Annotated in this window: 10 protein-coding genes; 8 read left to right on the forward strand and 2 right to left on the reverse strand. The window is 44.2% G+C overall.

The features are described 5' to 3' along the window. Positions 1 to 39: 39 nt before the first annotated feature. Positions 40 to 1,152 carry a helix-turn-helix domain-containing protein gene (locus QR722_RS17145; protein WP_286284180.1) on the reverse strand — a complete coding sequence of 371 codons (1,113 nt, stop codon included), beginning with the start codon at positions 1,150 to 1,152 and terminating at the stop codon, positions 40 to 42. A gap of 6 nt (positions 1,153 to 1,158) precedes the next feature. After that, positions 1,159 to 2,658: a CYTH domain-containing protein gene (locus tag QR722_RS17150; protein WP_286284181.1), complete on the reverse strand. Its 1,500-nt coding sequence runs from the start codon at positions 2,656 to 2,658 to the stop codon at positions 1,159 to 1,161. 141 nt (positions 2,659 to 2,799) lie between these two features. Here QR722_RS17150 and QR722_RS17155 point away from each other — a divergent pair, with 141 nt between their 5' ends. The 8 genes from QR722_RS17155 (at position 2,800) to truD (ending at position 12,525) form a co-directional block, all read left to right on the forward strand. Continuing rightward, the gene (locus tag QR722_RS17155) at positions 2,800 to 3,405 is read left to right on the forward strand and encodes a TIGR04211 family SH3 domain-containing protein (RefSeq protein WP_286284183.1); all 606 of its coding nucleotides are present in this window, start codon (positions 2,800 to 2,802) and stop codon (positions 3,403 to 3,405) included. A gap of 207 nt (positions 3,406 to 3,612) precedes the next feature. Continuing rightward, entirely contained in the window at positions 3,613 to 7,410 is a 3,798-nt protein-coding gene (gene putA / locus QR722_RS17160) for a bifunctional proline dehydrogenase/L-glutamate gamma-semialdehyde dehydrogenase PutA (protein ID WP_286284184.1), read from the forward strand. 239 nt (positions 7,411 to 7,649) lie between these two features. After that, positions 7,650 to 8,153 carry a TIGR03546 family protein gene (locus QR722_RS17165; protein WP_286284185.1) on the forward strand — a complete coding sequence of 168 codons (504 nt, stop codon included), beginning with the start codon at positions 7,650 to 7,652 and terminating at the stop codon, positions 8,151 to 8,153. Positions 8,154 to 8,155: 2 nt separating this feature from the next. Further along, positions 8,156 to 9,910 (forward strand): TIGR03545 family protein, encoded by a 1,755-nt coding sequence (locus QR722_RS17170; RefSeq protein WP_286284186.1) that lies wholly within the window; start codon positions 8,156 to 8,158, stop codon positions 9,908 to 9,910. A 114-nt stretch (positions 9,911 to 10,024) separates the two neighbouring features. Next, a complete protein-coding gene (gene ftsB / locus QR722_RS17175; RefSeq protein WP_286284187.1) occupies positions 10,025 to 10,303 on the forward strand; it encodes a cell division protein FtsB in 279 nt (92 codons plus the stop codon). 8 nt (positions 10,304 to 10,311) lie between these two features. Then, entirely contained in the window at positions 10,312 to 11,004 is a 693-nt protein-coding gene (ispD, locus tag QR722_RS17180) for a 2-C-methyl-D-erythritol 4-phosphate cytidylyltransferase (RefSeq protein ID WP_286284189.1), read from the forward strand. Next, positions 11,001 to 11,486 carry a 2-C-methyl-D-erythritol 2,4-cyclodiphosphate synthase gene (gene ispF, locus QR722_RS17185; protein ID WP_286284190.1) on the forward strand — a complete coding sequence of 162 codons (486 nt, stop codon included), beginning with the start codon at positions 11,001 to 11,003 and terminating at the stop codon, positions 11,484 to 11,486. The genes ispD and ispF overlap by 4 nt, the downstream gene beginning before the upstream one ends. Next, complete coding sequence (gene truD / locus QR722_RS17190; RefSeq protein ID WP_286284191.1) at positions 11,479 to 12,525, forward strand: tRNA pseudouridine(13) synthase TruD; 1,047 nt, start codon at positions 11,479 to 11,481, stop codon at positions 12,523 to 12,525. Before ispF ends, truD begins: the two co-directional genes overlap by 8 nt. The last annotated feature ends 1 nt before the right edge of the window (position 12,526 follow it).

Genomic DNA, 12,526 nt, shown 5'->3' on the forward strand with positions numbered 1-12,526 from the left:
GCTTAAAAGTGATTAGATTAATCGTTTTAGTCTAATGTGTTAGCGGATGTCTTTGTCGTCGGTACTTTTACTGCCCATTACACTGATGTATTTTACAAACATTTCGCTGAGATACTTTTCAGAATTGAAACCTAAGCGTTTAGCCACAGTGGTGACTTTCTGGTCTGTGCGCATGAGAATTTTTTTGGCATATTCCAAGCGATAGTGATAAATGAAGGCACGGAAGTTTCGCTTTAGTATAAAACGTGTTGCCATCGCTAGGGCGGCCGGTTCAATTTCAGCCGCGTCGGCCAACTGACGTATTCGTAAACCTTTCCGCTTATAGGCCTTGTTACGAATAATGGCCACTTCGGCTTGTTTTAGAGCATGGCGCAGGTAGTCGTCAGTAAAGGCTTTGTGGCTTAATTGGTGGTCACTAAAGGGTGTGGGGGAATAGCGCCTTTTTTCCAACAAAACTAATTGCAGTAACAGTAACCCAGCAGCATTTAACATTGAACACAGCAAATTCCATTGTCCGATTGGCAATAAGTCGAAGGCCACAACTGTCAATATGGCTATGTCGATAAAAGCGACCACAATCAACACCCAGCAGGCATTGGCGGCGAACTTCATTTGGTAAATATCTACATCCACTACCTGATCAGAAAGATGATAGTGGTAACTACCGAAGTACTCGGCACTATGCACCGCATAACCTAAGATGATAAATGCAGACAGTAAGTGGGCGGCATAAATCGGCCAATTACCCAGCAAATCGCCAATCGGCGGAGCAAACAACATGCTGATTTTATCTTGCGTGGGGAGGATCATTACGGGAATTTGTGCCACTAACATAATTACCGCAGGGAGAAAAAACAGTAGGTGGTTAGCGGCTACTTTTTCAACTGTCAGTCTACGCACACTCAATACCAGTGTAGCAGCAATAATCGCTGGAACAAATTGAAATAGTCCAATCAAGAAACTCAGTGCCGTGAAGTACCCCGATAGCTTAAGCCACTCATCTATCATCAATAATGGCCACAACAGGATACCCGTGAGCATTAGTTTGCCATGGGGATAGCTATCAAATCTTACCCAAATTAAAATGAGTGCAACAAACCATCCTACCAACATCACGATGATAGTAATTTGATAGAGACTCATATTATCCATTTACAATTACCAATAGGTTTCCATAGATAGAGCAACAGACTTGGTTTGTTCTATAACGGTCAATAGTCGTTTTTTCTTAACTTCACACCATGCAATTAAATCGGCTTTGTCATCGACATCTGAATCTTGTAATTTTGTTCGCAAGACTTTTAAGGTCTGCAACTCGTCCATACCATCGAGCATGTCTAACCAAGGCAAACGAAATGCATCCCGTCTAGCGGAGCTAAAGCTTGCGCCTAACAAAAGATCGGTGAACAGGGCTGAACGTAGTGCGTCCTGCTGCTGAAGATAGCCTTCAGATGTATCCAACTCAGGGGTTATCTGTGCAAACACGCCTTGCCACTTTACATCAAGATTCGCACTGAAAAATTTATTTCGGTTGATGTTGTCATTCGCGACATTATTCCGCCAAGGTTTTTCAATCAATAAACTCGATAGACGCAGTTGTAAGAGGGTGTTGTCTTTGTGGGTAATCAAAAAGTCGGGTCTAGATAAATTAATAGTGCCATCTTGTAGACCTCGAATATAACTGACTAGCGCGTCATGTTGGGACAATCGCTTACTATAAGCACCCCGTTTAGAACGCAGAATTTTAAGGCTTTTCAGTTGCTCAATCCACGACCATTTTCGCAGTCGAATTGCCAATGCATTGTGCAAATCAGTCAGTGCATTACAAGGCAATATATTACGATAGGTTGCTATACACTCAGAGGTCACACGCAAACCAATATAGACATCAACCAGATCATTGATTTTTTTAGTTTGCATGTAACGATATTCGGCTTGCTGCCAATAGGTCAAGGTATATTCTAAACCTTTAATAAATGCTTGTTCTACGCTGTCTCGACTATTCAACTCAACAAAACGCAATTCCTTTTTAGCTGGCGCTAACGCATGTTTAACGAGTAAGAATCCACGGCCAGCTTTACTAATATTACATAACTGAGTTGGACCTATTGCGGCAATTTTTTCGGCTAACTGAAATAGCGTCTCTACACTACCTTGTTTTAATTCCAGCTCAATTTCACTGATCTGGGTGTGATCCTTGCCGGTGCTGATAGTGCCTGAATCATAAACCAACTCTACATCAGAGCCATCAGACAAACGCAGTACAAATGCTTTGCGCTTAAAATCCGTGCTGAAGATAGGCTCGATGTGTTCTTGCAAATAACTAACAGATAGGTTTTGTGGCCAAATTTTATCGCTAAACAAAGATAAGTTCGGATGCAACGAGTTTATAGCAACATTGTATTCTGGACGTTGATGCAGCCCACCGACACTCTTACCGGCCGTTTTGATCGTTTGCTCAATACCTTGTTCACTGCTACGCACTCGCAGACCTATGCTGTGAGCGCTGAGAATCCAATCGGCGGTATCAAAATATTGATTAAAAAGAGAAAACTGTGCAGTTTCAATATTGGCAGAAAAACTACTCATAGCAGATAACAATGCTGTCTCGTCCAACCCCTGAGGTAGTAACAATTTAAGTTCTATTTCTTGTTCCATATTGGCTAGCAAAACCCACTAAATTTCAAATGCCTACACGATACTCTTTAGCACTAAGCAAGGCAATCTAACAAACCGACTTGCCTTTAGTTTCGCTAAGCCATACCATTTGAGCAATTCTATCAGCAACACAGATTTATTATGGGCAAACTAACTACAGCACTACTGGTTATATTCACAATGATGCTAGCAAGTGCAAACGCACAGCAAGAGCCTAATGATGGCTCTGGAGATATTCGTTATATTACCGATGACCTTTACACTTTTATTCACTCGGGACCTGGTCGGGATTACCGCATTTTAGGTTCAGTCATGGCAGGCAGTCGCGTATCGGTATTACAGGAAGACAAGCAAACTGGGTTTATCGAAATTATTGACGATAAACAACGCACGGGTTGGGTAGATGCCAAGCTCATTGTTTCTCAGCGAAGTGTGCGCGAATTAGTACCTAGTCTTCAACAAAGTTTGCAGCAAGCCAAAGAACAACTGACTCAAGAACAACAAAATGACGATTTATTGAATCAACAATTGAGCGATATCAACAGCCGCAATGCGTTGCTTTTAAAAGATTTAGCGTCATTGAAAAAAGATAACGAGCGGATTCAACGTGAACTGGATGCCCAAGACCAAAGCGAACAAATGCAATGGCTTACTCGTGGCGGGATCATCGCTGTGGTTGGCATGTTATTAGGTGTGATCATCGCTTACTTACCGAAGAAACGCCGTCGCAATGACCAGTGGATGTAAAATTTAGTTCATCAAACTTGCCTGCGTAGACCAGAGCTTAACCAGTCTGCACAGGCAAGCGTAAATGTATCGCAACAGTGAGATTAAAATTAGGCAAAAATACTGTGCTTAATTACTGATTAAATCATCATTCGATGTTGTCGAAACGCTATCCGGCAATTACACTCACGCTGCACCTACTCATCATTTTTTCCCCAGGGGTTTTTCATGCTTTTTGAAGGTAATTTAGTTACAAGTTGTCCGATTCGTCAGAAGATTCGCGATTTTTATCGAATTGATGAAAATCTGGCGGTCGATCATATATTACCTGACGCTGAGGTGTCTGTTAGTGCCCGCAGCCGCGCATGGGAAAGAGCCAGAAAGATGGTGCTGCGCATTCGTCGCGAGCAAGAAGGCCATGGCGGCGTCGATGCTTTGCTGAATGAATACTCATTATCTTCTGCCGAAGGCGTGGTACTGATGTGTCTGGCTGAAGCCCTTTTGCGTATTCCAGATAAAAAAACGCAGGATGCATTAATCCGTGACAAGTTATCCAAAGGTTCCTGGAGTTCTCACTTAGGCACCAGCGATTCAATGTTTGTAAATGCTTCCTCCTGGGGCTTGCTGTTAACCGGTAATATGGTGACATACACAGACCACCGTAAACGGGACAGTATAGGTTTACTTAAAAAAACCCTCGGAAAAATGGGCGAACCCGTGATCCGTAAAGCCATGAACATCGCCATGAAAGTGATGGGCAAACAATTCGTGATGGGCGAAAATATTGATGACGCCCTTGACCGTGCAGCAGAAAAAGAACAACAAGGTTACGTTTATTCCTACGATATGCTTGGAGAAGGTGCTCGCACCCGCGAAGATGCCCAAGGTTATTATGATGCTTATGTGACGGCCATACACGCCATTGGCAAAGCCGCCAAGGGACGAGGACCTAAACGCAGCCCAGGAATATCGGTAAAACTCTCAGCTATACATCCCCGATACGAATTCACTAACCGTGAAGAAGTGCTACGTGAGATACCGGCGATGCTTAAATCATTATGTTTGCTAGCCAAGCAATATGATATTGGTTTGACGGTCGATGCTGAAGAAGCAGACCGCTTGGATATTTCATTGGATATCATTGAGATTGTATTCAGCGATCCAGAGTTGCAGAGCTGGACTGGTTTTGGACTTGCCGTACAGGCCTATCAAAAGCGCGCACTTTACGTCATCGACTGGTTGCGAGATTTAACCATCAAAACAGATCGCACTATGATGGTTAGACTAGTCAAAGGAGCCTATTGGGATACTGAAATCAAAAATGCCCAGAAAGAAGGTTTAGAACATTTCCCGGTGTTTACCCGCAAGTCTTCTACAGATGTATCTTACCATGCATGTGCTAATCGATTACTCGCCTACCGCGATACTATTTATCCACAGTTTGCCACTCACAACGCCTACAGTGCGTCAGTGATCCTCGAATTAGCCGGTGAAGATAAAGAAGGATTTGAATTTCAATGCTTACATGGCATGGGAGACAGTCTTTATGATCAAATCGTCACAGAAGAAAAAGTACAATGCCGAGTGTATGCACCCGTAGGTGAACATGAAGATTTGTTGGCTTATCTGGTAAGACGATTGCTAGAAAATGGGGCAAATTCTTCTTTTGTGAATGCCATAGTAGATGATACTAAGCCAGTTGAAGACTTACTCGAAGATCCAGTTGAGAAAACCCAACGGCTAAAATTCAAATATAATGATCAAATTCAAAAGCCTATCGATTTATACGGCCAAGAGCGCAACAATTCCAAAGGCTTAGATCTAACCGATATTAATAAAATTGCGCCATTGAAATTAGCCTTAGATCGTTGGCAGGAAGAGAACTGTAGTCTAGCAGCAGATACCGCCCAGTTGCATGCAGTACGTAATCCAGCTAACCACGACGAAGTCGTCGGCTATTTAAAATTTGACCAGCCCGATGAGATCAAACACAAACTTGACGTTGCTGATCAAACCTTTTTGAGTTGGTCAAATACTCCCGTGACTGAGCGCGCCGATATTCTCAGACGGACCGCAGACATATTAGAGCGTCACACTGACGAATTAATTGCGCTGTGTATTAAAGAAGCGGGCAAGATTGCCAAAGATGCAGTAGATGAAATCAGAGAAGCAGTCGATTTTTGTCGCTACTATGCCGCCCGAGCAGAAGAGCTTAGCGAAGACACTAGACTGAGTCCACGGGGCGTGGTGCTTTGTATTAGCCCTTGGAACTTCCCATTGGCCATATTCTTGGGCCAAGTCGCTGCTGCGCTGGTTACCGGAAACACTGTGCTAGCTAAACCTGCCGAACAAACTAGTCTAATTGCCCTGCGTGCCACTGAGCTGATGGAAAATGTCGGCTTACCTAAAGGGGTAGTGCAAAGTGTAATAAACGTCGGATCAGTAGTGGGCGAGACCTTACTACCAGACCCACGTATTAAAGCAGTAATATTTACCGGGTCTACTGCTACCGGCAACTTAATATCCAGAGAGTTGGCCAAGCGCGGCAACGAACAAGTGCCCTTAATTGCAGAGACTGGTGGTCAAAACTGCATGATCGTCGATTCAACGGCCTTACCTGAACAGGTCATTGATGATGTAATTGCTTCGGGATTTCAAAGTGCCGGTCAACGTTGCTCAGCATTGCGAGTGTTGTTCGTGCAAGAAGATATCGCCGATACTATTATCAACATGCTAACGGGCGCACTGCGTGAACTGCGTCTGGGAGACCCTGCGCTGCTATCTACAGATGTAGGGCCAGTGATTGATAAAAAAGCCCTAGACAGTCTGCAACAACATGTTGAAGACATGCAAGATAAAGCCAAGTTACTGTTTGAGAGTAAACTTCCAGAAGACGCCCAACAAGGATACTTCTTTGCGCCGCGTCTTTACGAAATTGATAATATTAACAAGCTTAGCCGCGAAGTGTTCGGACCTTGTGTTCACATTGTTCGCTTCAAAGATAAGTACTTACAGAATGTAATTGAAGGTATCAATAGCACTGGTTTTGGCTTAACTATGGGGATCCACACCCGGATAGATGAAAAAGCGCAGGAACTGGCCAAACTATCCCGCGCCGGAAACGTCTATATTAACCGCAATATGATAGGCGCGATTGTAGGTGTGCAACCATTCGGTGGCCGTGGTCTGTCTGGTACGGGCCCCAAAGCTGGTGGTCCTAACTATTTGCCTCGCCTAATGCTTGAAAATGCGACGCCTTCTTTTGATAAAGCGAGCTCCAGCAGTCATACCCTTGTCAACATTGCTAGCACCGCAGCCGACCAAAAAGCGGCTGCAGTTTTGATGCAAAATGCCGTTGCAACAGAAGCGAGCTGGCGTGAAACAGACCTAACTGCCAGAGTGTCTTGGGTGCGCCAATTGCTGGCCAAATTAGCCCGTGTCGATATTATCGATGAGTTAGCGGATAATTTAGATCAAACGCTAGCAATTTCTCGTGCGCAGTTAAGTAAAATCGAGAAAATGCTGAAAAACCCCAAAAATTTACCTGGGCCAACCGGTGAATCTAATACCCTGTATTTAGAGCCGCGCGGTGTGCTAGTGTGTTTCGCGGATGAACAGGTAACCTTTGAATATTGGACGCTGTCAATCGTGACTGCCCTTGCCACTGGTAATGTGGTAATAGCCGTAGTGTCTGACCTGTTCTTCGATGAAGCCAATGAGTTTAAAAACAAATGGGCCTCATTGGGTGCGCCAGATGCCGCTTTGCAAGTTGCTAAGTTGTCTCATTTGGAAACGCTTTTAGCGGCACCGGAATTGGCTGGCGTTGTGCTCGATAGCCAGAGTCATAGCAGAGCATTTATGTCACAAAAATTGGCCCAAAGAGATGGGGCAATATTGCCGGTAATCACGGCCGAATATCAAGACAACTTGATCCAGCGCTTGCTTACTGAGAAAACTATTAGCGTAGACACTACCGCATCTGGTGGGAATACTAAATTAATGACCTTAGAGGAAAGTGACGACTAGGTTGTACAGTGTGTTAATGGCATTACAATTTAGTTTTAAAATAAAGGTTCAAGTCTAAGCATAACAAGCACTGCAACATCCATATTGCAGTGCTTTTTTTATCTAACTGCAATTGAGCGGGTGCAAAACTAGCCGTAAAATGCGATACAACTTACCCTAGGCTTTAGGTCTTGTTCTTTCATGTTATGTTAGTCCAGTTGGCCAACATGCCACCGCCAAGCAATACAAGGAGTTTACCTATGGTCATTCTTGCCAAATTGTTAAAAGCCCTTCATTCAGATGCTGGTCCATGGTCTCTAGCCTTTGGGATCGTATTGGGCATGATTTTTGGTTTAACGCCTCTAGTCAAACTACATAATCTATTCATCTTATTTTTTGTGCTGTTTTTTCGAGTCAATTTGTCTACGTTTCTCGTTTCATGGGGAGCCTTTTCGCTGCTTGCATTTGGCTTGGATCCAGTAATGGATCTCCTAGGTGAGGTTATTTTAACCAATCAAAGTCTGCAGCCTATGTGGACTGCTTTATACAATACTGGTATTGGCCGCTTGAGTCAGTTTTATCACACTCTAACCATGGGTAGTTTGGCACTTAGCTTAGGGTTGGCACCTGGTGTCCTATTTTTGAGTAAAATATTAGTAGTTCGATATCGCGTACATTTTCTCGCTTGGGTTGAACAATGGCGTATTGTTGAAATTATCAAAGGCAGCAAGGTTTATCAAATATACCAAGGATTCGGGGGCTAACAATGCAAAAAATTATTCGCTGGCCGGGACTGATTGGCTTCATTGTAGTGGTCGGTTTTATCGCCGCCATCTTAATTGTCTTTTTAGACACTTGGATAAGACTCGCTGCGACCAAAGGGTTAGAACAAGTTACTGGGGCTGAGGTGAACATTAGCAGTGTTTCACATCAGTTTTCACCTTTTGGTGTAACCTTCAACAAGGTGCAATTAACTGATCCAAAGCACCCCAGTCACAATCAATTCCAAGCGGATGAAATAACCGCGCTGATTGACCTTATGCCGCTGTTACTAAACAAAATCATTATCGATGATATGACGGTAACGGGTGTGGCCTTTAGTCAAGCGAGGGAGTCAACCGGTGATGTCTATCGTCAGCCTGGCGAGTCTTGGATAAAGGTTCCTGCTTTAGATCCGAATAACCTGCCCAGCGTAGATGAACTACTGGCTCGGTCCGGGTTAAAAACAACCACTGCGATTGAGCAGACCCAAGCTGCGTATGAGATGCACAATGCCATCTTGCAAGCCCAATACGCTGCGCTGCCGCCGAAGGAAAAAATCCAAGAGTATAAAGGCCGTGTTGAAGCATTGACTGAAACAGACTATAAAAACCCCCTTGAATTAGCCGCCGCCAAAAAACAATTTGATGCCTTGAGCGAAGAACTCCAGCAAGATCGACAAAGGCTGATTGATTTTAAGCAAGCGGTGACTCAAGCAAGACAAGATTTAGGCACTAAGGTCGCGGATTTGAAAGCCGCACCAGCAACGGACTATGAACAGCTGAAAAGGTTGATTGCAGGCGATCAAGCTGCCATAGAAGATGTAACAAGAATGATTTTTGGGGATAAAGCGGCCCTGTGGAGTGATTACCTTCTGAGCGCATATAAAGTTGCAGCGCCGATGCTCAAAGATCGCCAAGAACAACAGCAACAACGCCTGAACGGCAGGTGGGTAGCATTTTCCGACCAAGCAAAGCTGCCGGATGTTTGGATTAAAAATGCAGATATTTCAATGCGCTGGCAACAAGAAAACATCGCATCACAATGGCACAACATTACCCACCAACACGACATTATTGGTTTACCGACTACTTTTAAAATTGATTCAGCATCAAGTGCGTTGTGGCAGTCATTAAAAGTAAAGGGAGACTTTAGGTTGTCGGCTTTAGGGGTTGAAGCGAATCAGCAATGGAATTTACTAGGCATTAGATTAGCTGACTTACCGTTACTGGATGAGCAAAGACTGACTACCAAAATTGACTCCGCATTATTAGGTAGCGCAGGTTCACTATCGGTCAAAAACGGGCTAATGAACGGCGCTGGTACTATTGATTTATCCCAATTAGCAATGAGTGCCGAGGGTAGCAACAATTTAACTAAGGTGATCGCAGAAACTTTGACAGGACTCAATGGGCTAAAAATCAGTACTAATATTAGCGGAAATTTTGACGATCCCGAGGTGTCATTCCGTTCTGATTTGGATAGACGTCTTGGCCAAGCAATGGTTACGAGCTTAACTGGTGATCAGCAAAGTAAATTATCTGAGTTGAAAGTTAAATTGGAAGATAAAACCAAAGGCGTATTAGGTAAAAAAAACGGTCAACTAAACCAATGGCTTGATTGGCAAAAGTTGGCTGACGGTGATATGGCTAGCATAGAGACCATGCTAGGTGTGCAATTTAATAACGTCGTTGACGAACAAAAAGATAAGATCAAAGACAAGTTGAAGGATAAATTAAAAGATAAGTTATTCGGCAATTAATTTAGCAACTGAAAACTAACCCTAAACCTTCAGGATACGTCAGTTGCACTGGCGTATCCGCGCAGATCTCGGCATAATAAGATTTCTTTTCAGCAGGCATGAGGCAAACATTTCGTGAAATGGCTAACCATTACACTACTGAGTTTATTAGTATTGCTTCAGTATCGCCTGTGGTTCGGCAAAAATAGCATTCCTGATTATGTTGAGATAAAGCAACAAGTCACCGAACAACAACAGCACAATAGCAATCTGCAACAACGAAATAGTTTGCTCATCGCCGATATTAGAGATTTAAAAATGGGTGTTGAAGCGATGGAGGAACGAGCGAGAAATGAGCTCGGCCTGATCAAAGAAGGTGAAACATTTTACCGAATCTTGCCCTCTCAAGAGTAGTATCTTATATGTCCATATTGCCCCACTTCACCGTTATAGTTCCCGCCGCGGGTGTGGGCAAAAGAATGCAGGCCGATCGGCCCAAGCAATACTTGATGATTGAGGATAAAACGGTGCTTGAGCACACCTTGGATAAACTTATCAGTCACCCCCGTATAGCACATGTAGTGGTGGTGCTTGATCCACTAGACCCTTATTTTGATGCATTGCCCTGCAAAGATGCACCTTGGCTTAGCCGTGTTGATGGCGGCAAAGAACGAGCGGATTCGGTCCTCGCTGGGTTAAAGAGCCTCACTGAACAACCTTGGGTGTTAGTCCACGATGCAGCTAGACCTTGTGTTAGTCATCAGGATTTGGACAGCCTACTTGCACTCACACACAAACAGCAAGGCGGCATTTTAGCCTGCCCGGTGCGGGATACCATGAAAAGAGCCAAAAGCGATTCAGCCACGATAGCCAGTACTGTTGACCGAGAAGGGTTATGGCACGCATTGACACCACAACTCTTTCCTTTAGCAGAGTTAACTCAGGCACTTTCTAGCAGTTTACACCAAGGCGTCAATATTACCGATGAAGCCTCTGCAATGGAATGGGCAGGTTTTGACGTCAAGCTAGTTGAAGGCAGTGATCGCAACATCAAAATTACCCGGCCAAATGATTTAGCATTGGCCTCATTTTATTTATCACAGGACAAAAAATGATTCGTATTGGTCATGGTTACGACGTACATAAATTCGGTGGCAAAGGCCCGATAACAATTTGTGGCGAAGCCATTGAATTTGAATTCGGTCTAGTGGCTCATTCAGATGGAGATGTTGCGCTGCATGCTTTGTGTGACGCGCTGTTAGGCGCGATAGCACTAGGCGACATCGGAAAACATTTTCCAGACACCGACTCACAATACGCAGGTGCTGATAGTCGAGCATTACTCAAGCACGTATATCTATTGGTTAAACAAAAAGGCTACCGCTTGGGTAATGTGGACTTAACCATTATTGCTCAAGCGCCGAAAATGGTACCCCACATAAATAACATGTGTCGAAATATCGCCCAAGATTTGAATGCTGAATTAAGCCAAGTTAACGTGAAAGCCACCACCACAGAAACACTAGGCTTCACGGGCCGAAAAGAAGGCATCGCCTGTCACGCTGTAGTGCTTTTACAGGCGACGCAGCATGGTTGAGCTGAGTATCGACAACTGGGGTTATTGGCAAGGAAAACCCCCAGCAACAGGAGCACTTAAAGCTCACCCAGAAGATTTCGTGGTTAAAGAAGTATTGGGCTATGAACCCGATGGTCAAGGGGAACATATTTATCTGTGGGTGGAAAAAAGCGGTCTCAATACTGCGTATGTCGCAGAACAGTTGGCCAAGTTTTGCCAACTTCCTTTAAGAGCCATTACCTATGCCGGACGCAAAGACAAACATGCTCTGACCCAGCAATGGTTTGGCGTGCATATGCCGGGCAAAAAAGGGTTCGATTGGGACAAGTTAAATTTGGCTGGATTAATTGTCCTTGAAGTACATCGTCATTCTAAAAAGCTGCGGGTCGGCAATCTCAAAGGCAACCGCTTCGAGTTAACTGTGCGTGACCTAAGTAGTGACGACCAAATACAACAGCGTCTGGAAACTATCGCACAGCATGGCGTGCCTAATTACTTCGGACCCCAGCGTTTTGGCGAGACACGCCATCATTCACAAGGAGGAAATCTTGCCCTTGCACAAGGCATGCTCAACGGGGAACCCGTACGTAATCGCAATAAACGCTCAATGGCAATTTCAGCTTTGCGCTCTTGGCTATTTAATCAGTATGTCGAACAGCGACGCAGTGAAAATAAATTAGATCAAGCATTGCTAGGTGATGTGTGTATTTTATCCGGCAGTAATAGCTTTTTTTGTGTCCAGCAACAAGACACCGATATTGCTGCAAGGCTTGCTAGCGACGATATAAAATTATCAGCGCCGATGTGGGGAGCTGGTGAATTGGCCAGTGAGCAGCAGGCTAAGCAATATGAGCTAGGGGTAGCTGCTAAATACCCCGAAGTTTGTAGTGCACTAGCTGATTTGGGACTTAAACAAGAGCGGCGGGCCATAGTACTTAAACCGCAAGATTTGCAATGGCAAATTGAGTCGAATACGCTAAAGGTCCAATTTATGTTACCCGCAGGATGTTTTGCAACATCCGTATTGCGCGAAGTCATTAATACCGCTGAGACGAGTTAAT

It is taken from the genome of Aliiglaciecola sp. LCG003 (genome assembly GCF_030316135.1).
Classification (GTDB): domain Bacteria; phylum Pseudomonadota; class Gammaproteobacteria; order Enterobacterales; family Alteromonadaceae; genus Aliiglaciecola.

Excerpts from the sequence above, each read along its gene's own strand:
- QR722_RS17145 (WP_286284180.1), bottom strand. The coding sequence starts at position 1,152 with ATGGATAATATGAGTCTCTATCAAATTACTATCATCGTGATGTTGGTA.
- QR722_RS17150 (WP_286284181.1), bottom strand. The coding sequence starts at position 2,658 with ATGGAACAAGAAATAGAACTTAAATTGTTACTACCTCAGGGGTTGGAC.
- QR722_RS17155 (WP_286284183.1), top strand. The coding sequence starts at position 2,800 with ATGGGCAAACTAACTACAGCACTACTGGTTATATTCACAATGATGCTA.
- putA (WP_286284184.1), top strand. The coding sequence starts at position 3,613 with ATGCTTTTTGAAGGTAATTTAGTTACAAGTTGTCCGATTCGTCAGAAG.
- QR722_RS17165 (WP_286284185.1), top strand. The coding sequence starts at position 7,650 with ATGGTCATTCTTGCCAAATTGTTAAAAGCCCTTCATTCAGATGCTGGT.
- QR722_RS17170 (WP_286284186.1), top strand. The coding sequence starts at position 8,156 with ATGCAAAAAATTATTCGCTGGCCGGGACTGATTGGCTTCATTGTAGTG.
- ispD (WP_286284189.1), top strand. The coding sequence starts at position 10,312 with ATGTCCATATTGCCCCACTTCACCGTTATAGTTCCCGCCGCGGGTGTG.
- ispF (WP_286284190.1), top strand. The coding sequence starts at position 11,001 with ATGATTCGTATTGGTCATGGTTACGACGTACATAAATTCGGTGGCAAA.
- truD (WP_286284191.1), top strand. The coding sequence starts at position 11,479 with ATGGTTGAGCTGAGTATCGACAACTGGGGTTATTGGCAAGGAAAACCC.